This is a genomic window from Halohasta sp. A2 (assembly GCF_056175805.1).
The window spans coordinates 1-25,099 of record NZ_JAQFWV010000024.1 but is presented as its reverse complement, the minus strand read 5'-3'; the positions used below and the strand labels follow the sequence as shown (position 1 = coordinate 25,099).

Sequence of the window (25,099 nt, the reverse complement as noted above, 5' to 3'; positions counted from 1 at the left end):
GCTGGTAAATCGATGTTCGGGTTCCCTCGACGGTCCTTGATGCCATCGAGTCCGAATATCCGCGTCGAGGTTACTCCTCTCGCTCGGAGGCTGTCCGCGATGCTCTCCGTGACTGGCTGAATCCCTCGCCCGAGTTATCAGAAGAGATCTTGGCTGATCTCCAAGAGAGTCGCAAGCAGCGTGAGGCCGGTGAGACGGTGTCGGCCGCTGAAGCCCGAGAACGCCTCGGGCTCGATGACAGTGACGAATGACGAGCGTCGAATACACCGAACAGGCTCTCGAACACCTCACAGATCTTGAAGACCACGTCGCCGATCTCTCTACGAGTATATTGGTCCCGAGGCAATTCACCGCTTGGCAGCACATGGAACTGCATCATGGACGCTGACATTTGAACTCCCTAAGCACGAAATAACCGTCACAAGTGGTGGAGGAATCTTTGTTGACGGGACCCAAGAAGGACTCTGGACGTGACTTCTACAACAGATGTCGACCACGGATAGCTGAACCCGGACGTACTAGGCTGACGTTCTCCAGATGTCACCAACGGAGGTTGTGACTAGTTAGAGCGATACTGAGCAATGCTTCACAGGCGTTCGCAGTCGTGCATACCGATAACCGAGAGTTCCACCCTGTGCGAGGGGTGTGTCCCCACATCGAGATCGATGAATGGTTCGACTCTGTGGGAGGGGTGTGTATTCTGGGTATTTTTGATTCTAGGTTTTTGAGAATATTTAGAGAGAATATCCAGTTGCCAGACAAAATAACGAAGATCGTGGCAGAAAGTCCAGGGAAACTTGGCGGTGGGGGAGATAAAATCCAATTTAGATGTGATGTGATCGGTCCAGACGACGAAACACCAGACCGCAACGACCTTCCATCACGGACACTCGTTGATCGATGGGTTGAGCGCTACATACGGCGTAGGGAGCAGGAGAAACAAGCAGCTGTTTTTCGTACTGGAGGCTTGATTCTTCTACTGGGTTTCTCTCTCCAGATTGTTGCCGTTCTTATCTAAAAAGGGAATATTCAACTATCTAAATCAGTTCGTGGTCTATTCCTACTTCCGCGGTTTAGCAGATCGGCGTTCTGGGCTTGTTTTCGCCTGTTACAGAGAGAAGGTCTCTCCGTGGCGTCAGTGGCGTTTCAACAAAGGTAGGTTCCCACACTGGCTTTACGATGAAGTGAGTCCACTCGGTAACATCTCCCTGGTTTGTCGATGGAAACCGGGAGACTCCACCGCTCTCTAAAGAAACCGTGCTACTCGTTCAGGCTGAACCGCGGAAGTAGAACTATTTAACTACCATCTTCAAAACAATAGATAATGCCGTCAGGATTGCGCCGTATTGAGCTTGTAGAAGGTGAAGAAGGCGATCCTGACACTAATATACAAAGAGTTGACCATGTGGTAGGTATAGATGAATCAGGTAATTCTTCTGAAGGACCATTCGTCATGGTTGCTGTTCAATGTCCTCGGAGCTATGGTGAAGATCTTGCAGAGGCGTTAATCGAACAAGGATTAGATCCATGGAAAAGTAAGTCCAGTTCATCACCGCATGGTGTTTCTGGTTCTGTACTGTCTGAACGTGTCCGGAATCTCATCGAGCGGATGCGACAGATACCCACCACATGGCATGCTGTCGCAGGGTGGGGATCGTTCAATAAAGCACAGAGGGCAATGATCGCATGTATTACAGCTACGAAAGCGATGACAGGAGGATCTGAAGGATCAATGCCAGAGTATGATGGGCCCGCAGGTTTGATCCACGATGGCGGTAATAAGCTCTACGGGAACGCACAAATTTCCATCCGGCGTGCTGTCACCCGACAGTTCAGCGGATTCGGAGATCGTGTAACGCCTGTATATTTATCATTTCTAACTGATGGTGATAAGACCTACCCAGAAATCACAGCCGCGGATTATATAGCAGGATACATTCGTAGCGAGATCACTGATCAGGGGATTGAAAACGTGGATATACCTGCTCAGCGGATTGACAACTCGTGGCGGGCTTCAAATCAAGATCCTCCTGCAACGCTGTATCACATACGGACACGAAATCGGCGTCGACAGCAAATGAAAGAGGAACGGGCTGCTGCATGGATCGAAGGCCGCCGCCCGCCAGTAAATGATGGCTGGAATGAATCACCTCTGGAATCACTGGCTGGGCGACTTCAGTCTGATATTGTCAAAGATTACATTCTTAATGAACTGTGAAACGGAAAACCGGCGGACTTCAACACACGTGCGCTGTGACCGCACATGCTTACCAGGCTAGTCCCCGCCACAAAGGCAAGGGCCAAGCCTGCGTCCTCACTAAGTCGTAGGAGCGCGTCTTCACAAAAGTATTGCTGAGAGCACCGTACACGTATATAACTTCAAGGCGAAGGTGATTAACATAACCGCAAAACTGTTTAACGCGTAGGCGAACGTGTTGTCATGGGCGAGCGAAGCGAGCAATACCATTTCACCGAAGATACGGACATTCTGATTAAGGGCGATAATATAACTGAGGATGAAGTTAGGTGGCTGGAAATTAATGGAGTACTACACATAAGATCCAAAAAAATAAGCACTAATGAAATAAATACGGCAGTACTTGATGCGAATGAATTAGCTGACATCGCATTTAAATCAGATATTCTTGAAGATGTGGCAAGTTCTGTTGAGATTGATATTATAGAGACATTTCGTAAGAGCGACGACAACGTTTTGACAACTGCTCAGATTACAGAAAAAACAGGAAGACCAAAATCCAGTGTCAGTCGGGCTCTCTCTCGGTTGACGGAAAAGAGGAAAATCGATCGCGTTCAAGCTGGTGTGTATCGATACTGATTTTCAAGTCTTACTCGTATATGGCCTATTTGATAGAGAATAGTCTCATACCTACCGGGCGTTCCTGCTGGAGAGTTCGGGCGATAAACCACCTTATCGACTATGTCGACCAGTCGATCTGGTTCACGATCTCGCTAGGTGGTATGCCCTGTTGCTCAGCGTGGGCGACCGCCAGATCCCATGCCCGGTCAGCGATATAATCGTCGACACCTTCGAACTCGTAGCTGAAGGTGGAAAGAGCGACAGCGATCAGTAGGTCGTCCTGGGGCGTTGTCTGCATACGGGGTGTCGTTGAGTTTTAGAAAAAAATTATAGCTCCAGCACCCGGAGGTCAAGGGTACTAATCGTACAACGTCAAGGTCCCCCCACCCGTGGGCTTTATCTTGTGCGCCGGTCTGCACACAGTTAGGGACTCTGACTGGATCGCGCGCACTTGTCCTGCACGCTTCTTCCGGTTTCAGGTTTCCCTCGAGAGTCATCCATGTCAACCTCTCATCCACACCCAGACAAAGATCCTGGGACCGACGATAATAGCACCGTGTACAAACGGTCCGGAACCATCGCTGCACTTGCATCTTCAGCTGGTGTAGTGACAGGCTTGATTCTTTTCGCACCACCAGTGTACGTCGCAGTTTATACTGCGGTTTTCGCCCTACTGGTAGTTGGTGTCAAACTCTGACCTATAGGATAGAGACACATCTCAGAGGTGATTGAGTAGCGCATCCATATTCAATTTTGGATGCGCGCACTTGTCCTGCACTTACGTATCTATATCCACACCACATAAAGCCTACGTAAATGAAAACGTTAACATGCGATTTCGGGGGTTAGAGCGCCTGCATCGCCTGTTTTTTGGAGTCCATATCTGCTAACACCTAGGTCGACAAGAGATTATTAGGCTGTATTTGTTGGACGCACCCCTCCCCGCAAAGACAGGAAGACGTGCTGGACAGGGGGGTGACAATGGATGATGTGAATTAGCTGGACTTGTGGGACGCACCCCTCCCTACGAAGACAGAAAGACATGTGAGACGTGCTGGACAGGGGGGTGGGGTATGATAAGTTGGCCGTGCTTGCTGGACGCACCCCCCTCCCCCCTCTCTCCTCGTTAGCAACCCGGTCGAAGCTCAGTTGCGATCCACGACAGTGTGTAGGTTTCCATCCGTTCCAAGAGCTCGACGGAACCATTCATTGGATAAGAGTTCAGGAAAACCGCCGTACTCTTGATGAAGTGTCCCACGATCCAACTCAGGAAAATTGGTGTGTGAGAGAGGAAAATCGCTAACTCGGTTTATTGATACTATATTCTTCAGACAGGCAGGTTAGAAAAGTGATTGTGAAAAGTATAAAAACCAGTAATTATAAGATAAATAACAATGGCTAACGGTCGTTCTGGATCGTCTTTCATTTCTGACCAGCGTGGTGTATCCGCCGTACTTGGGTTTATTTTGATATTTGGAATTATTATCCTCGGGCTTGCCTCATATCAAGTACAGATCGTCCCTCAGCAGAACGCCGCTACTGAATTTGAGCATTTTGGGGATGTTCGTGATGAAATGGTGGGGATCAGAAATTCAATCTCAACTGCCGGACAAGCAGATGTCTCACAGTTTTCCGATCTCACATTAGGAACAAATTATCAGACACGAACGTTCTCTATCAATCCACCCCCGCCGAGTGGAACAATCCAGACTAGCGATGCTCACAATATTACAATCTCAAATGATACGCATTCCACAAATGTCTCTACTCGATTTCTTGAGTATCAACCAGGGTATTTTGAAATAGACATTGGATCGATATGGTATGAGCATTCACTCTTATATCTCGACGAACGAGATCGAGGTAACGGTGTGAGCATTACTGAGGATCAAAATATCCTCAACGACAGTACTGTAACAGTCACAGCCCTGCAAAACCAGTTTGAAAGGAGTGACACCAAACGGATTGCACTTGAGCTGTATCCACAAGAAGATCTCACCGAAGGTACTGGGACGTTCCCAACCGGTTCGAATCTCACAGTTACGGTTCCAACTCGATTAGATGGAGAGACCTACTGGAATGATGAGCTCGCTGGAGAAGACGGATACGTAGGTGTAGATAATAACGCGAGTGCTGAAGGTATCCATGAACTCAATTTGACTGTAGACTCAGATGATTTCGAAATAAACACAGTCGGAATCCGGTCAAAACCCGATGAAGATCCAGCAAAGAATGTCGACCCGATTACTGGTAGCACCCTTGATGACTCAGATCCAGATCCAGACCCTGATCCGGGCGTTCAGTGTCAGCCTGGAGATCAGCAGATCAATCAAAGAGTGGACGGTGATGTTGCTGCCGGTGGCTCTGTACAAGTTAATAGAAAGGTGACTGGAGATGTTACTGCTGGAGGCAATGTAGTAGTGAACTCAGGAGGCTCAGTAGACGGAGATGTTCGGGCGGGCGGTCAGGTGACTGTAAACAATGGTGCGGAAGTAACTGGAGATGTCCGTGCTGGTGGATCAGTGACAGTACGGAATGGCGGTAAGATAGACGGGTCTACTGAACAAAACATCAACAATTACGCTCCTTGCGGTAGCTAAGATTTATCTTTATACGAATGTACCGAGTTAGACAAAAGTTCCACCCTGCATGAGGGTGCCCTCAAGAGTTTATTACCCTATTGCACGCTCGAAATTAGTTCGACCGACGGCATGGGCTTGACTGGATTAGACTCCTCACCGGTGGACTGTGCGTTCTTATGACGGATTATCTGATAGGAGGTGCTGAATTGGCGGGTATCTCGACTCGATATATCATGTGATATTCACAAAACAGAGCCGCCTGAGAGCGACGCCTCTCAGGCGGCGGCAGTCATTTTTTGGACAGACCTTCTAGTGGTCAGATGAGCCGACTTGGTGAGCGTATCAGCTCTGGTTTGTTCTGCCGTTTTGCAGTGAGAGACGCTGCTACCAATGCTACCGCCGAAAGAACCACGTGAGTTTCGACGTTGCCTTCCTTGCGTGCGCGGACGCTATCAAGACCAGTAAACGACTTCAGTCGAGAGAATACTCGCTCGACACCTGCTCGCAGGTGTCGATGCATCCGTTCCTTGATCGCTTGGAAGATGTAGCTTTCCTCGACGCTACCCACCTCTACACCGTATTCGGAGAGTTGTTCCTGTGGGAGCTGCTCTAATGCGTCGTAAGGACTGTCGATCTCGTCACCGTGTTCTTCGAACAGTTCTTTGATTTCCTCCTTGATCGTCGCTAACGGCGACGATCTGCGAGGATTGATCGCTCCCAACAACGGACAATCAAGAGAGTCCTGGCAGTAGTCACGGTTTCCTTGGCTGTCGAATCCAGCATCAGCTAAGACTGCTTGAAGCTCATCAGTGTCATAGCGTTCCTCGAACTCATCGACGAGCGGCTCAAATCCGCTACAGTCGTGTGTGCTGCCGGTCTCCATCGTGATGGCGACCGGCAGCTCCGCCGCTGCATCCACGACGATATAGACCTTGTACCCGTAGAATTTTCCTTCGTGCTGACCCCAGCTAGCACCCTCTACGTCTCCGTTTTCGATCTCTTTGCGAGTATTTGCCCAAGCAGCAATGTGAGTTCCATCGATCACAACGAACTCGCCGCCATGCTCGTGATCGGTAAGCAACTCGCTGCACATAGATTGGAGACAGTCACGTAGCTCGTTCGGAGAGAGTTCGTCGAAGGCACGCCAGAGGGATGTCCCGTCGGGGACATCCTCTGGCTCAACGTAATCTAATGCCTCACGGAATGAGTGGTTTCGGCGAATACGGCGTTCGAGGGCGTCAAACGAGTCGCCCTCGAACTGCCGTAGAACAAGTGCAGCGGCACGTTCAGGCGTAATAGACTGAATCTGCGAAACAGCAACCGAGAGAAACGTAGCGATGAGTTCGTCACGGTAGAGATAGCCATCAGCATCGTCGTCGTTAGGTGTGAGATCGGTTGGCTGATCAGTTTGACGCTGAGACAGTTGGTCGTCCCGCCGGGACGGCCAACTGTGGGTGTAGACGGTAGTGTTGTTCCAGTCAGTCGCGTGTATCTCGTCATTTTCGGCTAGCTTTCGGATTGGACGGTAGCACTGCCTGTTGAGGAGATCACGTGCTTCAGGGGGTGTAAGTCCAGATGGACGACGGAACGCGAGGTGTTTGAGAGTGGCTTTGGTAGTTCGTTTCCGGTGGAAGACGGCGGTGCCGTCATCCACCTCCGGTCGCCAGAAGCCGTCGTGAGTAGAGCGGTGACCAACGATATGCTTGCTAGCGATGTATTTGCCGTTGTGGTTCAGCGAGGTGTAGAACGCATCTGTAGAGGAGATTTGGGTGATATACCACGCTGGCACCCCGGTGCCAGCGCGGAGTGCCTCTTTCGAAGCGACTTCTCCATGAGTTTGGAGGAACGCACGAACAGCACTCTTATGAGCTTCAACCGTTTGTTCGGTGGTGTCGGATCGGGTATTGGACATACCATTGATCCGACCCCCTATCTAGAAAAACTGACTAATTCTATCGCTAGTGACCACTGTTCGATAGGTCTGAGTTAATCTCGTAGTCGTGCAACAGGCTATTTATGATTAAATCTCCACCCTACAAGCAGAGTGTAGTCCCGACAGACTATGAGTGATTATCCACCACCACACACCACTACTTCCGCTGAATTATTTGTAGATACCCATTACCATGGTAAAAACAAACCACTGCTTCCGTTGTTTCCGTTGTTGCCATTTCTTTATATACTGGACACACCACTACTTCCGCTGTTACGAAGGTAAATCTCACACTCGATTAACTCAGGAAAACTGGTGTGTGATTGTCGAGCCTTCTTGCAGTTTTAACTCCGGAAAACCGCTGTGTGATCATCGAGTTTTCACTCTGAATGAAGAGGGTGTACCTAGACATCCTCAGTCTGACGACATCAATGAAACTTCTCGGAGGTTCGATTGGGAAGTGTCGACTTCCAATCGACCTAAACGGACCATCCCCGTTGCTGGTGAGGAAGCTTCGGTGGGACCGGTTTTCAACTCGCTCTCATCAGCATATGCACCCCACAGGAATGCCCACCATCGCGATAATCGAGTATGGGCTGCAAACAACATCCGTATGTCGTCATCAGGGCTGATCGGGCACAACCCACTCATATACACTTCTTCGAGTTCGGGAAGCTCGTAATGAGTAATATAGTGACAAATTACTCGACTCCCGATATCACGAGGGAACTCTGTTGTGATGATCGCGGTATCTGGCTCCGGCTCTCCAAATGGCTCTTCGCGATGACTCTGGGGGCTCCACCATGGCTCTAAGTGGGCTTCCCACCGCCGCCGACCCCCTGATTCGGTCGGCTCGATGATATCCCACGCCGCCAGCTCGTTGATATACCGGTCGTAACTGCTCCCAGAGATCCCAGCAGTATCAATGATGTCGGAGCGTCCCATTGGCTCGTCTGCATCGAGCAGCGTTTTCAGCAGTTTCGTCGCTGTCGGTGGCAGCTCTGGGAGTAACCGCTCTGCTGGCAGTTTCGACAGCCCGTAGGCGATATCTCGAATGCTGATGAAATCGAAACTCTGAGTCGACCGAGCGATGTGCAACATTGCTTCGGCGACGTCGGATGGACAGGCCCGGTGTGGACGATCAGCAGTCCCCAGAACCCGGAGGAATAACCGAGTCAAACGCTCCAGATCATGGTTTCGCTCGTGGATATCACCTCGATGCGATACCTCATATCCTTTTGAGGTCGCAAACTCCTCGACGAGATCACGGGTTGCGGTATAGGTATTCGAGATCTGGACGGGGATCTCCATCACCGGTGCAGCCTCAGTTCCGTCGGCAACGGCTTCCCGAATCTTACTTGCCTCTCGTTCGATTGCCTGTTCAATTTCTCCTTTGAGATCAGTCATCGTTGGTCCCGAAAACACCCATGAGGCGGTCAGATGCATTGCTGGGTCGTCGCCGTCGACATCGTACGGTAGTCGCATTTTCAGTTTCTGCTCGCGATCTTCCAGGAGCATTCGATACCCCGAGTGTATCCCGTAGACGGATTGTTTCGGCACTGTATACCGGGTGAAATCCAAGAAGTCATCCAGACGTTTGTCATCCCGAATTAACATCCCTGTATCCGGCATTCGGAGGTTGATCGTCACGTCGACGCCGATGGCGTAGTACAACTGGGTTGCTGAAGCGATCAGTCCCTGGAGGTCCTTGAACAACTCCGTTCGAGCTTCGACATCATCGCTGTTGGCGAGTTCACCGACCTTCTGCAAGCAGAGACTTCGAACCGTCCCAATTCGATCTCTCCACCCGTCGTAGTGTTCTTCGTCCTCACCAAACCAGCCGATCTGGTGGCCCCAACGAATGATGTTACCCGTCGTTTCATCGAGTTCGTCGACGACTGCATCATCAATCTCCTCGAACTCCGAGCCAAGTGCAGATGGAGTGAGTATCTTACTTAGCGCTTTATCGCTCAGTAAGGTTCCCGCAATACGTCCCAGTGTTGGGAGCGGTCCACCCCACTGACCAATTACGAACAGCTCGTCTTCGAAGCAGCTGAGGTATGTGACTCGCCCGTCATCGAACGATGAGAGACGGTCGTCTACAAGGTTTACCCCCCGGTTTCGACGCCCAGCAGCGTATCGTTGGTGCATTGTCCACGCCTCGAGGCGGTCTGATGGGCCGTTTAGCCACTGGATGTAGCTGTCGCCATCGGCTGGAGAGCCGGTTGTGGCCATCCACTCCTCGGCGGTTGCTGTCGAAGATGTCCCCTTCCCCCCTTCCGTGTTTTGCTGCGCTCGATACACTGTACCTGCATCGAACTGAGGGGTCGGCGTAAGAGCTGTCTCCAACGTCGACTGGACAGGGTGTATCATCCGGTAATCAGCGGTGAGGAACTCCTCGACAGCAAGCTGTCCAAGCGACGTGAGAGCCGCACTGTTGTACTGTCCAGAGCGATCAATGGAGACAAGTCCTAACTCTTCAAGGTCAAGCACGTAGCGACCGATAGTGCCTGGTGTGACACCGATCTCGTTGTCCTGCTTGAGATCACGGTAGTCACGTGAGCCGTTGACTGGCAGGTTCCCGAGCAGTCGGAGCCGTCCTGAGTTCTCTGGGAGTTCCTGTATAGCTTCCCACGCGTGTCGACGAGACGCTTCCGCTGACAGATCAGCTCCAACTATAGTCGGCTGTGTGGACCTATATAGCCTCTCAGTAAGATTGAGATGTGCATCAAACCACTTCGGATACCGCTTACGGAGATGCTTCTCTAAGGCAGGCGAGATAACGAGTCGAACATCAAACGCCGAGCCAAGCACTGCAATCGCAGCGAGAGCTCGCACGCCCGTCGACCGATCACTGAGATCAGTCCAAGACTGACCATCGAGCATGAGCGTGATCGGCAGGGGTGTCTCGTCGAGTTCGCTGTGAAGTGCAACAGGACCCTTCGCCAATGCTTCAAGACCACCGTTCAATGGGCCTTTACCAGTCCCAATCTTCGTCAGTGTAGGCTCTAGGTCTTTTTGTCGCCGTTGGTGGTAAGTCGATAGATCGTCGGTTGGCGTGTCGTGGTATTTGATAGCCTGTTCAAACAGCGATTGGAGGTATTCGACAGCTTCTGCCTCATCATCGCTCCAGGTATCGGTCGTCGACACCCATTCTTGATGCGTGACCCCAAGGGTTTTGGCTTGGAGGTCACCCACTAATGAGCTGTATCGCCCGTGCGAGAGGATTTGTGGATCTAACTGGGCAATATATTCCCGAAGAGATTGAACACTATTCGGCAAAAGTTTGTCGAGCAGTTCTGGAATCCAGTCGGTGATTCGCGGTGAAGCATCACTAACGGTGATACCAGCTGTCGAAAGCGATCCATCAGGTGCAACTTGTCGAATATCGGGGTGTCGATCTTGCTTATTGTCGGTTGTGTGCATGGAGCCCGCCGTTTGGCGAAGCGGACTGTGTGGAGATCGACCTACAACCAGTCAGGGCCGAAAGGGATTTGAACCCAAATGCCGACTGTACTGATAGGAGCATACCGTCACACGCTCCTCGTAGGATCATATCCACTGATCCGCTTCAGGAATACTACGAAACGAAATCCGGGGCTAAGTTTAGGACCTTTGGACCCGGATTTTCGTTTGGAATTATACTGGTGAGTCATGACTATCGTGTGGTGATTGGATTAACGTCGTTCGATGTCGTGATTTTTAACATATCAGTTGAATCTGCACTACGTTTCCCCCACTATTCTGCAATGAGAGACACAGCAGTGGCTCACTGAAGGCAAACCTTTATCACCATCCGAAAAGAAGCAGGAGGTGTCCAAGCATCCTGCTTTCTCGGTTTATTGTTTCCTTAGCTGTTGGCTTAGCTTGTGAGATGGAGCAACTTAAACTATTGCCTAATGGTTTCGATCACCACTAGCATTACCGATTCTGCGAGCTGTCGAAAGGGAGTCGAGGTTAGAAATTATATTGTAAAAGGCTGTGAAGACTTTGATCCGGCGATCCACCGATTTCCAGAAGCTATGACGGGGAACCAATGATAAAAGAGTCTAATTCGGTATTCGAGGAAACTGAAACAGACTTCGACAAGAGACCGTTGCTCCCACATATCACGGCATGACTGACAGAGATCGACCCTCCACTACAAAAATATCGAGTCAATTTTTTCTTTTTCTAGGAAATCAAACACGTAAAGGTTTTTTATATTGCTCGTAATATTCTATCAACCAATCACAGATTTGTTGGTGAATATTATATTATCACTCACGAAAATGCATCTGATACGTAACATTGGATGAAGCAATAAAATAGGTACTTAATTATAACAGTACTGAATCTGTCATATTTGGCCGTGGGAACCCACAAAAAATATTGTCAGATATTGTATTATTCGGGTGAAAGTATTCCATATTCAACCGGCAAGTGTGGAGATATTTGATTTAGAAATAGATTACAATCTCCCAAAACATGAAACAAACCCTGTACTGCTAGATCTCGATTACACATATCTCTATACTTGTAACCCAAACATTGAACTGTTCCACATTAGTAAATCGCTCATGGGAACTCGTACCGCGATTCCACTTCACCGAGACCGGCAAGCGGCCCTCATTGACCATCTTGATCCCCGCGAAAATAACATCAACCAACATAAAGGAATGGCAACTCACCTGTATCTCGGAACAGGTATAAGAAATGACACTGGAGGACACACCCACAAAAGCTGGTTCGTATATGAAGACGACGAACTCTATCTTCAGGTGCCAGCTGAAGACGACTGCCGCAAAAAGGATGAAGGAGTATGTGGTCGGTGCAATCCCGATGAGGACAAACCATTCTACCCAAAAACGCCAACAGGAGGTGGGAGAATGCTACATATCGGTAACTACTACTATGACCATTCCACCCAGCAGCGTCGATACTTTGGATTGCGAGATCGAGTCGAATCGTATTTCGCTATCAGCCCCCCGGACAGCGACAAACCTGCTATGGGATTCGATATGATACAGGCGAATGGCAACAATGGGGTCTCAATTGGAACGGTCAATAAATGGATCAGAGAGGTTTGTGCCTCTGCTGGGATTTCTAAACAAAGAAGAGAAATACGGCTCAGAAAAGAATTAGAGCCAACTAAAAGAGAGAACGAGGCTGGAGAGACTGTTATAGAGAAGACAGTAGGAGAAAAAATAGCAGATCATGGGACAGACGATCAAGGAAGACCCATACCAGACATATTTTGCCACGATTTGAGGGCAACTTTTTGTACCCAGTTATGCAGGGCAGATGATCCTAATTACACGAAAATAAAAAGTAAAACCGGCCACAAAAACGAGGAAACACTATACAGATATGTCGGGTTTGCGAGTAGCGAACTTGATCCTAAAAAAGACAGAGATATGTTCTAACAAATGTCGAAAATTCTTGATGAAGAACTATTGGAAGATCTAAAACGGGTCTCTGAGAAAATTGGTAAATCCCCTACACAAAAAGAGTACAAGACTTACGGGCGTTACAGTTACCAAACATATTATAAAAGATTTGGTGGCTGGAATGACGCAAAGGATGCTGCCGGGCTGTCGAAGAACAACCTCCGTCAAGTAACTGATGAAGAACTGTTGGAAGACTTGAAACGTGTCGCTGAGAAAATTAGTAAATCTCCTACCCAAAAAGAGTACGAGATTTACGGGCGTTACAGCCACTCCACATATGATAGAAGATTTGATGGATGGAATGATGCAAAGGATGCTACCGGGCTGTCGAAGAACAGCCTCCACGGAATAACTGATGAAGAACTGTTGGAAGACCTGAAACGTGTTGCAGAGGAAGAGGTCAAGAAATCACCTACAAGAAAGGAATACCGTCTTTACGGTAGATTCGATCCTGTTACAATCGAGAAACGCTTTGGCGGATGGAATAGCGCAAAAGATAGTGTCGGGCTGCCAAGCAATAAGAACTTTGATGCAACTGATGAGGATCTACTGGAAGACCTGAGACGTGTCGCAGAGAAAATCAGTAAGTCTCCTACAGCCACGGAATACAACAGTGAGGGACATTACCACTGTAATACAGTTGAATCAAGATTTGAGGGATGGAATAACGCAAAGGATGCTGCCGGGTTGTCAAGAAACACAGACTTTGATTACTCCAATGAAGACTTGTTGAAAGACATTCGAAAAGAGGCAGTAGATGGCGAGGTCACCAATCTCATCGAATTTATTTCTAGGTTGGATAAAGGAGCCTACATTAACAGATTTGATCAATACTGGGAACCTGTCGTAAGGGCGGGAGTGAAGCCTACAACACATATACCATTTTCTGAGGAAGAGTACAACAGGTATATTCAGACAGCGATCAACGCTGACCACCCCTCAGTATCTCTGTACGGCTTGCTTCGGGCGTTTACAGGGATGCCAAAAAACGTACTCTACGAGTTCAGTATAGACTGGATATCACGGCTTGACAGTGAGTTACAGCCTCCATTAATCAGAGTCCCGTCTGAGTACATATCTGCTGATGATGACTGGGAGCTAATTCTTCCAAGACACTACACGACAAGCTCAGGTAATAAAAAATCGACTCAACTGAAGCCCTTGCTACAGTGGCTGAATAAGATGGGCACGCTACAGATTAGCCCAGATAAAGGTAATAAGTTCTCACCAAGGATTATCATCAACAGAGCAGGTCTAGACACAACATCGCGTAATCTGCGAGGAACTGTTGCTACCCATCTTGCTAGAAAAGGGCTGAGCCGATTTGAGATTGATATGCAAGTCGGAGCGTCGAAAACCAATTGGAAGAGATCAATAGAAGACTACTTTTTGTATTTATACCAATTTGAGGACTACTGTCACCCAGACTATGAGCCGTCAGGAACGTATCTTGATCCAGAGACGGGCGAAGTGAAAGATAGAATATGAGTCGCATTAGGATATCTATTTAAATGTAGTACCACAGACAGCACAGAGCAGATCGTCATTGATTCATCTAATTTAGTCTCTTACATCAACCACTCAACAACCATGCAACGTGTCGGTGACGGTGATATAGGTGATAATAAGAATAGAATTCTCAGACACACAGACGATAATAGATAGCCCACCACCGATAGAGACTCATATTGAGGATTGAGGTGGGATAATGTCGATGTGAACGAACCGTGGTGAGCAGTATAATTTTGAAACTACTAACAAAGCAATGTATCGTATGTCACTATACTAATTTTGTACGGCGAAAGAGCGTCTGACGTAGCTTTTTGAACCTTCTCGGTAATGTGTAACAGAGAGAAATGACATCACAGACAGAACAGACGTCACAATCATCACAGATGTCAAGGGTGTGCTTTTTCAATCAAAAGGGAGGAACCGGCAAAACGACTGTTGCGATCAACGTCGCAGGAGCTCTCTCACAGCTTGGCCGAGATGTACTCTTTGTCGACGTTGACCCTCAAGGGAATGCAACTGAGGGGCTCGCGCTTCTTGATGAGTACGATGCCCACCCACCAACGCTGTTTGATGCGATTACTGATGCCAACCAGCGAGACGTGGTGAACGACCTCATCATTGAACACGAGGAGTTCGACGTGCTTCCGAGCAACGTCGACTTGCTCAACATCGAGTACGAGCTCACGATTGCCGACCTGATGGCCCGTATGAGTCAAAAAGAGGCCCAAGACACGCTACAGGATTTCGCTATCAACGTTACACCAGAGGGACTTACAGAACCACACGCGAAGGATCAACTCTCACGGACGCTAGACGCCGTTGAACACGACTACGATTACGTCCTGATCGATGCACCTCCATTCTTCGGGGAAGTCTCTGACAACGCGCTCTACGCCGCTCGAAACGTTCTGATACCTTCGCTCACCGAGTCAACATCCCAGCGGGCGATTGAACTTCTATTCGATCAATTTGATGGCCTCGAAGACGAGACCGGCATCACCATCCGAGATGTAGGAGCAATCGCCAACCGTGTTGAGTCGACGAAAGAGGCAGACAAAATGAAAGATTGGTTGGCAGCGGCGTTTCCCGACGTGCCAATCTGGAATATCCGAAAGCGAGTAGCTCTCCAGCGAGCCTACTCAGCTGGTCTAAGTATCTTTGAGCACGACGAACAGTGTGACATGGCTCCCGTCTTCACAGAGATCGCGGAAGGACTGGATAAGCACTTCGGCAAACCACCGGTGAGTATCAATGAGTGACGACGAACCAGACGCCGACGAAGACGAGGAGATGGATCGCGCCGCTCGCGTTCGTAATCGACGGAGCCGCCGAGATCGGCGGTCAAATACGGCGGAATCTAGCGATAGTGACGAGTTAACTAGTACATCACAGACAGCACAGACGCCACAGACACAAAGTACAGAACAGAAATCACAGACGCCACAGAGTGAACAGACATCAAGGACATCAGAGCCTGATCAGATGACTCAAGCAGACACCACATCAACGCCAGTCGAACCGCCAAATCAGCAACCGATCAAAGACCGAACCCACGAAACGTTCTATCTTCGTGATGATCTTCGTCGTGAGTTGCGTCAGATCAGCGGACAATCGAATCTCAATTTCGAATTTGAATATGGCATCGAGCTCGAAAAGAATCGCCACTTGCGGCCTCTACTACTATATCTGGGAGCCAAGCAGATAGAAACGATGGACGCCACAGACATCAAGGATGTCCTTGATAGCACAGATATCCTTGATTCAATAGAGATTGACGAGTAGCTCTAAGATTCTGTGATCGAAATATCCCAGCCTTTGTGATCCTCATCAGTCAGTACGTTTGGATTGTTTATAGCCCACATTATCGATAGTTCAGCTATCCCTCATCAATCAACCAGAGTAACGTATTTCCGACCTTCTGAGAGGTTACAGCACCCTCATTTTCTAAATATTGAAGCCGTTTGTAGGCGGTATCGTGAGCACACCCAACAAGATCTGCGATCTCGCCGGTCCCAAGCATCTGATCAGAGTCTTTGATCGCATTTAGAAAGGCCTCTCTTGGATATTCACCTGTATACCGGCCCGTTTCTTCATCTCTCTCTCCCATTGACTCACAACAGTGTTCCCATTCGGAATAGTCCTGACGGTGCAAACCAAATCCATTATGAGTTATCCGAAAGGTTTTACCATAACGATAACTCATAATGGGATAGGGACCTAGTCTCAAGGGATGTAGAACAAACGCCCCGCGGTGTAGTAGCACCGGAGGCAGGGTCTCTGCTGGTAGAACCCCATGAGAAAAATAAATCCAAAAATAAAAGATGGTATCGATACTCTGCAGTGCAGAAGTCAAATACCACGACAAGTTACCGAGGAGAATCGTAAGCGAACATTAGCTACACAAAAAATCACTGCCCTTGGTAGAAGTTTAGCAGCCAACGAGAGTGATTACTGATGTCGGGAGCAGTCGATACAGGCGATAGAACTGAGTCTGATGAACAAACATCCGACAATCGTAAAGAAATCCCACCTGCACAACGAAAGAGAGCACTCGAACGAGACAACTACACCTGCCAACTCTGTAGTGCCAAAGGTGCCAAATCTGGCGGAACAATCCCACTACAAGTCCATCACAAAGCGTACGATCCGGACGATTACGATGTCCACGACCTGGAAAACTTGATCACTCTCTGTTTACACTGTCACAACTGGTTCCATAACAGACCCAGTCCTGATACACCTTCAGTCGATATTAGAGATGCAGCCGCAGACAAACTCATTCCAGTCGACTTCGAGATCATCCAAATACTCAGTCAAGATGGTCCACTACCCACTAGAGAAATTTCCGAACGTATCACTCCAGACCAGTCACAGCTCGCAATTAAAGAACGATTATGGCGGATCATGGGGATCGACAACGAGGTCGACGATCAGCCCCAACTGCTTGACCAAGATGCCAAAACAAGGAACTGGGGTCTGCCCTACCAGATCGACACCTCAGAAAGACGCATCCCCGAGCAAGTTCAAGAGATCGTCCAGCGGACAGTTGATGCACTCGTCAAATCAGCTCTTGAACGAGGATGTGATCGAACGACAGTCACAGAGGTGTTCGATCTCCATTACAGAACAACGTACAGAGTTCAGTATCGAGGGCAGGCATACGATTTCCCAATCACAATGTACACTGGACAAGGTCGTCCGCAAAAAGATGGTGATGAGATTGAACAAGAGGATCCAGCCGAAAGCGATAGAAGAGCAGAACAGTACCTCGATGAAATCATCAATAAGCAAGCAGAGAATGCATCATCAGTTACTACCCCAAATGATGGTGACAAAAATGACGAAACACCAGACAGTATAGACGAGACGCCAATAGGCCTAGAAAAGTCAGATACATCTGAAGATGGGATTGTAGAGGGTGTTGAGATGGGACCAGAGGATCAACCTCATCCAAATAGAAACAACCAGGGCAACTTGCTCACCACCGAAGAGTACCCAGAAAGTGTCCATCCACTCATTCACTTGCTCAACAATATAAAAAGAGATAAACGAGAAGGAGAAAACCATAGCTAATCTTTAACCAATTCTATAGGGATCCACACCTCTAAAAGTTGATTTTTTATATTTATAAGATGGGCGATAGCAATTTCGATTTCCTCGGTTAACATTTACCAATAGTTGAATATCGGTCTCAGAATAGTGTTCGCGCTGAGTATGTGCACCGTGTTCCGTAAGAAACGACTCAACACGGTTAATAGACGAGCTGGCTTGCTACCAGTCGATATGGACGATCAGCGTAGGACGCTCAGAACTACTGGAATCAATCACGAGAGAAATCGTTTTGAACTCATCAAACGGTCTGTTTGATAGAAATTCATCGTCTAATTAAGTAGCGAGATTATCAAGAGAATCGACTGAATCCGTTGTCATAGACGGATAATCGAGAGAACGTGATTAAAAAGTGAGCTACTTAGATCTAATGTAGCTTCTATAGACGCCAGTCTACTGAGTTTCCGATCAATTTAACGCATAACGCGATTACCACTGCTCCTGCGAAAAATATCAAGCCGCAGCCCCGCCATAGAAAGCTTCTGCCTGCGCAACAATTGGATCTACTAGTTCCTCATGCTTGTATAGGCTCAGACCATTACTTCGTAGGACAGCCTTCACTTCTGTCTTGATTTCTGCCCGGATCTTATCACGGTTTGTCCAGTCTAGCTCCACCTTACTTTTCAAATTTTGCTTCAATTCCTGAGCAATTGTTTTCAATTTCTCTTCATCAATCTCAGTATTCGTGTTCGAGGAAATAGCATCAAAGAAAGCCAGTTCCTCGTCACTAAGGTCAAGCTCATCTTGCCGATCATCTGTTTCCTGGATTTCATCAGCATAACCCCGAAGCTCGTCAATCACCTGTTGAGTCGATAGAAAGCCCTCATTGTAGCTCTCAATTGTCTCCTCTAATTCCTTCTCAAAGGACTCATACTTCGCCAAATTACCCTTCTTCCTAGTAGAAATCTCATTTTCCAGCAACTGACGTAGCATCTTCACCTGTAAATTCTCAAACTCGATTTCCTCCACATCCTGAAGGAACTCATCACTCAAAACCGGCTTCTCCTTTTCCCACTTATCGAAGCCAGTGACTTCGACCAAATCTTCAATCCCTACACCTTCAGCCACTAACTCCTTCATCGCAGAATCCAAATTCTCAATTTCATCAGGATTACCCGAATTGTCAATACTATTGATCGCACCGAGTACCGCCTCAAAGAACGCTAAGTCAGCACGAATCTCACTAGCAGCAGGATTCGGTGAAACCAATGCATGAGCCTTCTTCAGGCCTTTCATCGACTCCCGAAAGTCCTCTTCCCGTTTCTCAGTGATCAAAACCTCATTCTGCGCCTTATACAACAGGCGCTGCCGATCCATCTGACCCAGCTGAGGCCAATCACTGTAATCAACCTCAGAGAAAAAGTTGGCCACCTCCTGATGCTTGTCTCTCATCACATTCACAGCCTCTTCAATATCCAGCATAGCATCATCCCGGATCTCAGAAGTATACTTGTCCAAGGCTTCCTTCAGACGCTCACTAATACCAATATAATCGACAACCAGGCCTCCAGGCTTGTCCTTGTATACCCGGTTGACTCTGCCGATCGCCTGTAGCAAGTTATGATTCTTCATAGGCTTGTCAACATACAAAGTGTGAAGATGCGGAGCGTCAAATCCAGTTAACCATTTGTCGCAGACAACAGCGATCTCGAACGGGTCATCTGGATCCTTGAACCGGCGTTTCAGCTTCTCATTCGAAATCGGGTCATGGATAAAGTCTTCCTGGCCAGAAATCACTACCCGGGTCTCCGGTGCCCCTGGTACTTCTCGGATCTTATCAGCGAGATTCACAGCGGCCTGACGGCTAATCGCAACCACCATCGCCTTACCCTCCAGCTCCCGGTTACTGTAGTGCTCAACAATATCCTTCGCGATCATCTCCGTCCGTTCATCACTATTCTCAATAACACGGCGAAGCTGCGTCCACTTCTGCTTCATCTCCTGCTTCAGATCATCCGATTTTGACTCCATCAACTCGTTAAACCGATCCTCAATCTCAGGATCATTAACCTGGAGCTTTGCTAACCGGCTCTCATAGTAGATTGGGACGGTCGAGCCGTCCTTTTCAGACTCCTTGATAGTATACTGGCTGACGTAACCTCCAAAGGTATTGATCGTCGACCGATCCTCTTTCTGAATCGGAGTAGCAGTAAATCCGAGGTGAGAAGCGTTCGGCAAGCCCTGCCGAACGTTCGTCGCTAACGTACTATACTGCGTTCTATGTGCTTCGTCTGCAACCACGATCACATTATCCCGATCGTTGACCTCCGGATACTCTACTTCCTCATCCGTGGTCTGGAACTTCTGGATCGTCGCAAAAATAATCCCACCTGCTTCCCGATCTAATCGGTCACGCAGCTGAACGCGGTTATCGCTGTCCGCCCACTCTGCATCCAAACCATGTTTCCTGAACTCTCGGTACAACTGATCATCAAGATCGTTCCGATCAGTCAAGAAGACGAGAGTCGGATTCTTCATCGAGCTCTCCTGCTTGATTTTCTTCGCATAGAAAACCATAGACAGAGACTTACCCGAACCCTGAGTGTGCCACACCAAACCAATACGATTTTTATCCAGGTCCGGCACAACACTTCTGCTACTCTCAACAGCACTGTTAACCGCGTAAAACTGGTGATACGCAGCTAGCTTCTTACTCAGCTTTCCGTCATCATCAGAATATACAACAAAATTCTTGATTAAATCCAAGACTCGCTTCTTATCAAAAGCACCTCTAATCAAAACCTCGGCAGGCGGTAACTCACCCGTTGCATCTTTTTCCTCGTCAATATATCTCCAAGGAGAGTACCACTCCCAACCCGCAGAAAGACAGCCAAGACGGGCATTGTTCATATCTAAAATCCCGATCAGCTCATTATAATGGAACAGGTCCGGTATATCGTTCACGTACCGATCCGTGACCTGCTTATACGCATTACCCATCGAGGCCTGAGGATTCGTTGGATCCTTCATCTCCAAGACCCCGACCGGAAGACCGTTCACAAACACGACCACGTCCGGTCTTCTCTGTGGACCTTCTCCTATCTGAACCACGAACTGATTTGAGACTAAGAAATCGTTCTTCTCTGGCTCTTCAAAATTGAAGACGTCGACAAAGTCTCCGCGAGGCTCACCGTTAACGTCGTACTCAACCTTGACACCGTTAACCAGGTTCTCATGGAAATTCTTGTTATTCTTCAATAATTGAAGGGAGTTGTAACCGAGCAACTGCGAAATCGCATCCTCAATCGCCTCATCAGGAATAGAAGGATTCAATTCACGGAGCTTACGCTCAAGACGCCCACGCAGCACAACATCTGACAATGACTCCCGCTCCGGATTCTCACCATTAGGCCCTAACTCAGTACCGGGTTTATACACGTATCCGATATCCTGGAAAGTCTGTAAGGCTGGCTTCTCTGACAACTCCATCTCATTCATAGACATAACAAATCATACCCCACTATCGAGTTTTAACTCATCCAATTTAATATCATCAACCCTTATTTCGCCCGACATCAACATAGGAAGAAGCGTATCACGTAATTCTCTTAAACGACAGTTTTCAAGCTCTCTAGCGTATATGTCCTCATAGATATCCTCTACTTTACCCTCGAAGTTTTCAATATCTTCTTTCGGAGGGACCGCAACCTGGATTCCATTAAATGAAGTTTGGCTTATTTCATCGTAGGTGCTACCACTAGCTCGATTCTCAATTTCAGGCCGGTTATTTTCAACAAGACAAGAAAGATAATACGGTTTTACCCTGCTATTTGGCTGAATACAAATGAACCCCTGGTTAGTACCCATTGGCTCCCGGTTAACAACTACTTCCCCAACGGTTGCTCTACTCGTAAGAAGCACTGATTTCTCCGGCATTATCGCCGTAGAACTATTATTCAATCCTTCATCACTAACTTTCCTTTCAGTATCGAATACGATTCTTGAATCAAGCGAAGTAACATCTTTAGGCGTCAACCACAGATTATCACCACCCCAGTACTCATCATTATCTGTACTCGGAGTTCCACCACCCCTAGTACGACAAATATTCTTCATTTCAAGCAGCTCAAAATTTTCTGGTATTTCGCCTAACTCTGATTGCTTAAGATCTTCATAAGGTTGAAAATCAACGAACCATGAGTTGAATAATGTTCGAGTGATCTCCTCTAAATCCTCAACAATTCGAGTATTAATCTCTATCTTTTCATCTAATGTTCGAAGTATTGACGCAATTTTTACTTGTTTATGAATTGGTGGTAATTCAATCTCTAAATCATTAAACGACCGTTGAGATATCTCTGGGTAAGTGGAACCAGAGGCGTGATTCATAATTACGCTCTTTTGGTTTTTTAACCAGTAAAATAAATAGTAATTATTTAATTGGTTTTCATCTAATATTTTTATTCCAATAAATCCCTGATTCGTAGCCATTGGTTCTGTATTTATTATGGGGACACCAACAGTAGCACGGCTCGTCATCAGGACCGATCCTGGTGGTAAAGTTTTTGCAGACGTATTCGACAACCCCGTATCTGTTAGTTTACGATCAGTATTTGATACATGTATATTCTTTTCGTCAGATACTTCTGAGGGTGTTAACCACAAGTTGTCTCCTCCCCAATACTCATCAATATCTGTTTTGGGTGTACCGCCCCCTATTGTATCTATAAGCTCTCCAAGTCTGTGAGTATCGGTCTGCTCATTTTTTGACTCACCTTCTAATACGTCCAATCTCTGTTGATCTGTGGTCAAAATCCTAGTACCTCCAAATTCTTCTCGATTTGTCTCTGTAATTCATTAGATTTCTGGAAATTTTCTCTGAGATCAGCAGATAAACGCTCCATTTTGACCTCAAAAGGCTCGTCATCGCTTTCTTGTTCTTTTATACCGACGTATCTGCCGGGCGTGATGATATAACGATTGTCTGCGATATCTTTAATGGTGGATATTTTACATAACCCCGTTTCGTCTTTGTATTCGTCTGCACCTTCTTTTCCCCAGTAGGCTCTGACCTTCTCAACAATTTTAGTTATATTCTCTTCAGTAAGGGTGTTTTGCGTCCGGTTGATACTCTCGTACTCCTCTCTGGCGTCCACAAACAGTGTTTCACCGCCTCTATCACGATACTTGTCTGAATTTTTCCCCTTACTCAAAATGAAAATACAGGCTGGGATACCTGTTGTGAAGAAGAGCTCCTTGGGAAGCGCGATAACAGCGTCAAGCAGATCGTCTTCAATGATGTTCTGCCTGATCTCACCTTCTTTGCCCTGAACGGACATCGCTCCGTTCGCCATCACTGTCGCAGCCATCCCATTATCATCAAGGTGACTGATCATATGCTGGATGAAGGCGTAATTCGCATTGTTGGAAGGTGCTACCCCATACTTGAAGCGAGGATCGTCATCTGCGATTGAATCCTTCCCCCACTCGCTCATATTGAACGGAGGATTTGTGATGATGAAATCTGCTTCAAGACCTTTGTGCTGGTCGTTAAGGATGCTGTCTCCCTGTTTAATGTTTCCGTCTAGCCCCCGGAGGTACAGGTTCATCTTGGAGATCTGTAAAGTGCTCTCCTTGATCTCCTGACCGTAAATAGAGATCTTGTCTGTATCGCCACCGTGGTTCTCGATAAATTTCTGGCTCTGGACAAACATTCCGCCTGAACCGCTGAAGGGGTCAAAGATACGGCCTTCGTAAGGTTCCAAGATTTCGACCATCAGCTCGACCACGCTTTTAGGGGTGTAGAATTCTCCTCCTTTCTGTCCGCCTTCCATCGCAAACTGCTTGATGAAGTATTCGTAGATACGGCCGAAGACATCCTCATCTCCATCCCCGTTACCAGCCTCCATTTCTAGATCAGCGAAGAGGTTGATCAAGCCTTCTAGTGCGTCAGAAGAGTTGTCGGAGAGAGATGACCGGGAATAGCCTTTCGGGAGAATTCCTTTGAGCCGCGGATTTTCGTCTTCGATAGCGCGCATCGCGTCGTCGATCTTCTTGCCAATTTGAGGGTCTGTAGCGTTGTCAACAAAGTACTGCCAGCGAGCTTCTTCAGGGAGGTAAAATACGTTTTCGCGTTTGTACTCGTCCTTGTCTGTTAGTATGTATTGTCGTTCTCTTTTGTCATCAGTATAGTAACGAGAGTCTTGGTCACGGGTTTTCTCTTTGAGTTCTTCTCTACGGGCCTCGAAGGAGTCAGACATACTCTTCAAGAACAGTAGGCCAAGCGCGAAGTCTTTGTATTCCGAAGGGTCGACAGGCCCTCTCAGTTTTTCAGCAGTTTCCCACAACTTCTTCTCAAGCTCACCATTAGAATTTCCCGTAATTGCCATACTGTGTTCTGTCGAGTAAAATAAGTTAAGAGTTCCGCCCCAGTCACCCGATCACTCTAACTGACGAAGTTGATCTTGGAGATAATCCGCCGCCTCTTCAGCCGTTTCTCTACTCATTGTACCGGTGATTATTGACTTGCCGCTGGAAAATACAAGCACCACTGCTTCGAGACTTGGGGGCCGATAAATTACCCCTGGGAATTTTTCGGGTTCATATTCCACATTCTCTAATCCCAAATGAATTGCTAGGGCTTCTAATTGGATAGAGGTGTCAAAGTCTTCGAGAAAGACTGCGTTATTTTGATGAAAACCTGTATCACTGAACTCTACGCCAATGCTCTTCAAGGCCTTTAGGAAGCGACGATTAGCCTCAACAAGAGATTCTTTACTGTCTGTACCCCGGATTTGGTATCCCCCAGTACGGTAGAGATTGAAAGCAGGTCCGTTTGGCTCTAACCGTATTGTGACCATTGAGTCATTAGAATAATTGGACTCTATATTAAAATTGGATTGTAGAGATTGAATGACGGGGCCTAAGTCAATTTCACGACCGAGATCTCCGCTTCCCATCGTGCTTACTATTTCCATATTGTCGGACTTCTTATTGAGATCATGATCACAACCTATTTTACTTCTGTGAACTGGCTGCGAGCTACCAAAGATATATTGAAACTAATTGTTATTTTTACGGTCTGATATAAATGATGTAGATTAGTTATTTATCGAAATGGTAATCGAGTTATACGGTAGGCCGCTCGTGCGTACTTCCAAGTGAAGTGTGATTCTGAGTCAGTCGTTCGTGAATGAAAGCTGAGAAGTTATGCTCAAACTGTCGCAGTGCTGGTCAGCAGCACTGCTATCTCTCAGTTTTTTGGGAGAAAGGTGCG

General features: G+C 47.6%; 19 protein-coding genes. 11 read left to right on the top strand and 8 right to left on the bottom strand.

Going from position 1 to position 25,099, the window contains the following annotated elements; all coding sequences use genetic code 11:
- Positions 1–8 precede the first annotated feature (8 nt).
- The 5 genes from O2S87_RS09150 to O2S87_RS09130 all read left to right on the top strand — a co-directional run bounded on the left by O2S87_RS09150 (position 9) and on the right by O2S87_RS09130 (position 2,836).
- The gene (locus O2S87_RS09150) at positions 9–251 is read left to right on the top strand and encodes a ribbon-helix-helix domain-containing protein (protein ID WP_475408507.1); all 243 of its coding nucleotides are present in this window, start codon (positions 9–11) and stop codon (positions 249–251) included.
- A gap of 103 nt (positions 252–354) precedes the next feature.
- Positions 355–474 (top strand): hypothetical protein, encoded by a 120-nt coding sequence (locus tag O2S87_RS09145; protein ID WP_475408487.1) that lies wholly within the window; start codon positions 355–357, stop codon positions 472–474.
- Positions 475–643: 169 nt separating this feature from the next.
- Complete coding sequence (locus O2S87_RS09140; RefSeq protein WP_475408486.1) at positions 644–1,018, top strand: hypothetical protein; 375 nt, start codon at positions 644–646, stop codon at positions 1,016–1,018.
- Positions 1,019–1,324: 306 nt separating this feature from the next.
- The gene (locus tag O2S87_RS09135) at positions 1,325–2,218 is read left to right on the top strand and encodes a hypothetical protein (protein ID WP_475408485.1); all 894 of its coding nucleotides are present in this window, start codon (positions 1,325–1,327) and stop codon (positions 2,216–2,218) included.
- 222 nt (positions 2,219–2,440) lie between these two features.
- Complete coding sequence (locus O2S87_RS09130) at positions 2,441–2,836, top strand: helix-turn-helix domain-containing protein (RefSeq protein WP_475408484.1); 396 nt, start codon at positions 2,441–2,443, stop codon at positions 2,834–2,836.
- 100 nt (positions 2,837–2,936) lie between these two features.
- On the opposite strand, the gene O2S87_RS09125 is transcribed toward O2S87_RS09130, so the two are convergent.
- Positions 2,937–3,116: a hypothetical protein gene (locus O2S87_RS09125; RefSeq protein WP_475408483.1), complete on the bottom strand. Its 180-nt coding sequence runs from the start codon at positions 3,114–3,116 to the stop codon at positions 2,937–2,939.
- A 1,096-nt stretch (positions 3,117–4,212) separates the two neighbouring features.
- Between O2S87_RS09125 and O2S87_RS09120 the strand changes: the two genes are divergently transcribed.
- Entirely contained in the window at positions 4,213–5,418 is a 1,206-nt protein-coding gene (locus tag O2S87_RS09120) for a bactofilin family protein (RefSeq protein WP_475408482.1), read from the top strand.
- A 298-nt stretch (positions 5,419–5,716) separates the two neighbouring features.
- On the opposite strand, the gene O2S87_RS09115 is transcribed toward O2S87_RS09120, so the two are convergent.
- Together O2S87_RS09115 and O2S87_RS09110 are read right to left on the bottom strand one after the other, a co-directional pair.
- On the bottom strand, positions 5,717–7,312 hold the full coding sequence (locus tag O2S87_RS09115) for a transposase (protein WP_475408481.1): 1,596 nt from the start codon (positions 7,310–7,312) through the stop codon (positions 5,717–5,719).
- Positions 7,313–7,747: 435 nt separating this feature from the next.
- Complete coding sequence (locus tag O2S87_RS09110; protein ID WP_475408480.1) at positions 7,748–10,531, bottom strand: plasmid replication protein RepH; 2,784 nt, start codon at positions 10,529–10,531, stop codon at positions 7,748–7,750.
- A 1,361-nt stretch (positions 10,532–11,892) separates the two neighbouring features.
- On the opposite strand from O2S87_RS09110, the gene O2S87_RS09105 reads away from it, so the two are divergent.
- The 4 genes from O2S87_RS09105 (at position 11,893) to O2S87_RS09090 (ending at position 16,056) form a co-directional block, all read left to right on the top strand.
- Positions 11,893–12,738: a hypothetical protein gene (locus O2S87_RS09105; RefSeq protein ID WP_475408479.1), complete on the top strand. Its 846-nt coding sequence runs from the start codon at positions 11,893–11,895 to the stop codon at positions 12,736–12,738.
- A gap of 3 nt (positions 12,739–12,741) precedes the next feature.
- Positions 12,742–14,250: a homing endonuclease associated repeat-containing protein gene (locus O2S87_RS09100; protein WP_475408478.1), complete on the top strand. Its 1,509-nt coding sequence runs from the start codon at positions 12,742–12,744 to the stop codon at positions 14,248–14,250.
- Between the two features lie 407 nt (positions 14,251–14,657).
- Positions 14,658–15,533 (top strand): ParA family protein, encoded by an 876-nt coding sequence (locus tag O2S87_RS09095; protein WP_475408477.1) that lies wholly within the window; start codon positions 14,658–14,660, stop codon positions 15,531–15,533.
- The gene (locus tag O2S87_RS09090; protein WP_475408476.1) at positions 15,526–16,056 is read left to right on the top strand and encodes a DUF8160 family protein; all 531 of its coding nucleotides are present in this window, start codon (positions 15,526–15,528) and stop codon (positions 16,054–16,056) included. Before O2S87_RS09095 ends, O2S87_RS09090 begins: the two co-directional genes overlap by 8 nt.
- A gap of 94 nt (positions 16,057–16,150) precedes the next feature.
- Here O2S87_RS09090 and O2S87_RS09085 read toward each other — a convergent pair whose 3' ends face one another.
- Positions 16,151–16,381 (bottom strand): transcriptional regulator, encoded by a 231-nt coding sequence (locus O2S87_RS09085; protein ID WP_475408475.1) that lies wholly within the window; start codon positions 16,379–16,381, stop codon positions 16,151–16,153.
- 347 nt (positions 16,382–16,728) lie between these two features.
- Here O2S87_RS09085 and O2S87_RS09080 point away from each other — a divergent pair, with 347 nt between their 5' ends.
- Positions 16,729–17,847 carry an HNH endonuclease gene (locus tag O2S87_RS09080; protein WP_475408474.1) on the top strand — a complete coding sequence of 373 codons (1,119 nt, stop codon included), beginning with the start codon at positions 16,729–16,731 and terminating at the stop codon, positions 17,845–17,847.
- Positions 17,848–18,336: 489 nt separating this feature from the next.
- On the opposite strand, the gene O2S87_RS09075 is transcribed toward O2S87_RS09080, so the two are convergent.
- From O2S87_RS09075 to O2S87_RS09060, 4 genes are read right to left on the bottom strand one after another with little or no spacing between them, the layout of a single operon-like run.
- The gene (locus O2S87_RS09075; RefSeq protein WP_475408473.1) at positions 18,337–21,321 is read right to left on the bottom strand and encodes a type I restriction endonuclease subunit R; all 2,985 of its coding nucleotides are present in this window, start codon (positions 21,319–21,321) and stop codon (positions 18,337–18,339) included.
- A 12-nt stretch (positions 21,322–21,333) separates the two neighbouring features.
- A complete protein-coding gene (locus O2S87_RS09070) occupies positions 21,334–22,635 on the bottom strand; it encodes a restriction endonuclease subunit S (protein WP_475408472.1) in 1,302 nt (433 codons plus the stop codon).
- Positions 22,632–24,212, bottom strand: a complete 1,581-nt coding sequence (locus O2S87_RS09065; RefSeq protein WP_475408471.1) for a type I restriction-modification system subunit M — start codon at positions 24,210–24,212, stop codon at positions 22,632–22,634. Before O2S87_RS09065 ends, O2S87_RS09070 begins: the two co-directional genes overlap by 4 nt.
- Positions 24,213–24,263: 51 nt before the next feature.
- The gene (locus O2S87_RS09060) at positions 24,264–24,800 is read right to left on the bottom strand and encodes a transcription factor (protein ID WP_475408470.1); all 537 of its coding nucleotides are present in this window, start codon (positions 24,798–24,800) and stop codon (positions 24,264–24,266) included.
- Between the last annotated feature and the right edge of the window lie 299 nt (positions 24,801–25,099).

Coding starts and splice junctions, on each gene's coding strand:
- O2S87_RS09135 (WP_475408485.1), top strand. CDS start 1,325: ATGCCGTCAGGATTGCGCCGTATTGAGCTTGTAGAAGGTGAAGAAGGC.
- O2S87_RS09080 (WP_475408474.1), top strand. CDS start 16,729: ATGTCGGGAGCAGTCGATACAGGCGATAGAACTGAGTCTGATGAACAA.
- O2S87_RS09100 (WP_475408478.1), top strand. CDS start 12,742: ATGTCGAAAATTCTTGATGAAGAACTATTGGAAGATCTAAAACGGGTC.
- O2S87_RS09115 (WP_475408481.1), bottom strand. CDS start 7,312: ATGTCCAATACCCGATCCGACACCACCGAACAAACGGTTGAAGCTCAT.
- O2S87_RS09125 (WP_475408483.1), bottom strand. CDS start 3,116: ATGCAGACAACGCCCCAGGACGACCTACTGATCGCTGTCGCTCTTTCC.
- O2S87_RS09085 (WP_475408475.1), bottom strand. CDS start 16,381: ATGGGAGAGAGAGATGAAGAAACGGGCCGGTATACAGGTGAATATCCA.
- O2S87_RS09130 (WP_475408484.1), top strand. CDS start 2,441: ATGGGCGAGCGAAGCGAGCAATACCATTTCACCGAAGATACGGACATT.
- O2S87_RS09120 (WP_475408482.1), top strand. CDS start 4,213: ATGGCTAACGGTCGTTCTGGATCGTCTTTCATTTCTGACCAGCGTGGT.
- O2S87_RS09065 (WP_475408471.1), bottom strand. CDS start 24,212: ATGGCAATTACGGGAAATTCTAATGGTGAGCTTGAGAAGAAGTTGTGG.
- O2S87_RS09060 (WP_475408470.1), bottom strand. CDS start 24,800: ATGGAAATAGTAAGCACGATGGGAAGCGGAGATCTCGGTCGTGAAATT.
- O2S87_RS09090 (WP_475408476.1), top strand. CDS start 15,526: ATGAGTGACGACGAACCAGACGCCGACGAAGACGAGGAGATGGATCGC.
- O2S87_RS09095 (WP_475408477.1), top strand. CDS start 14,658: ATGTCAAGGGTGTGCTTTTTCAATCAAAAGGGAGGAACCGGCAAAACG.
- O2S87_RS09105 (WP_475408479.1), top strand. CDS start 11,893: ATGGGAACTCGTACCGCGATTCCACTTCACCGAGACCGGCAAGCGGCC.
- O2S87_RS09075 (WP_475408473.1), bottom strand. CDS start 21,321: ATGAATGAGATGGAGTTGTCAGAGAAGCCAGCCTTACAGACTTTCCAG.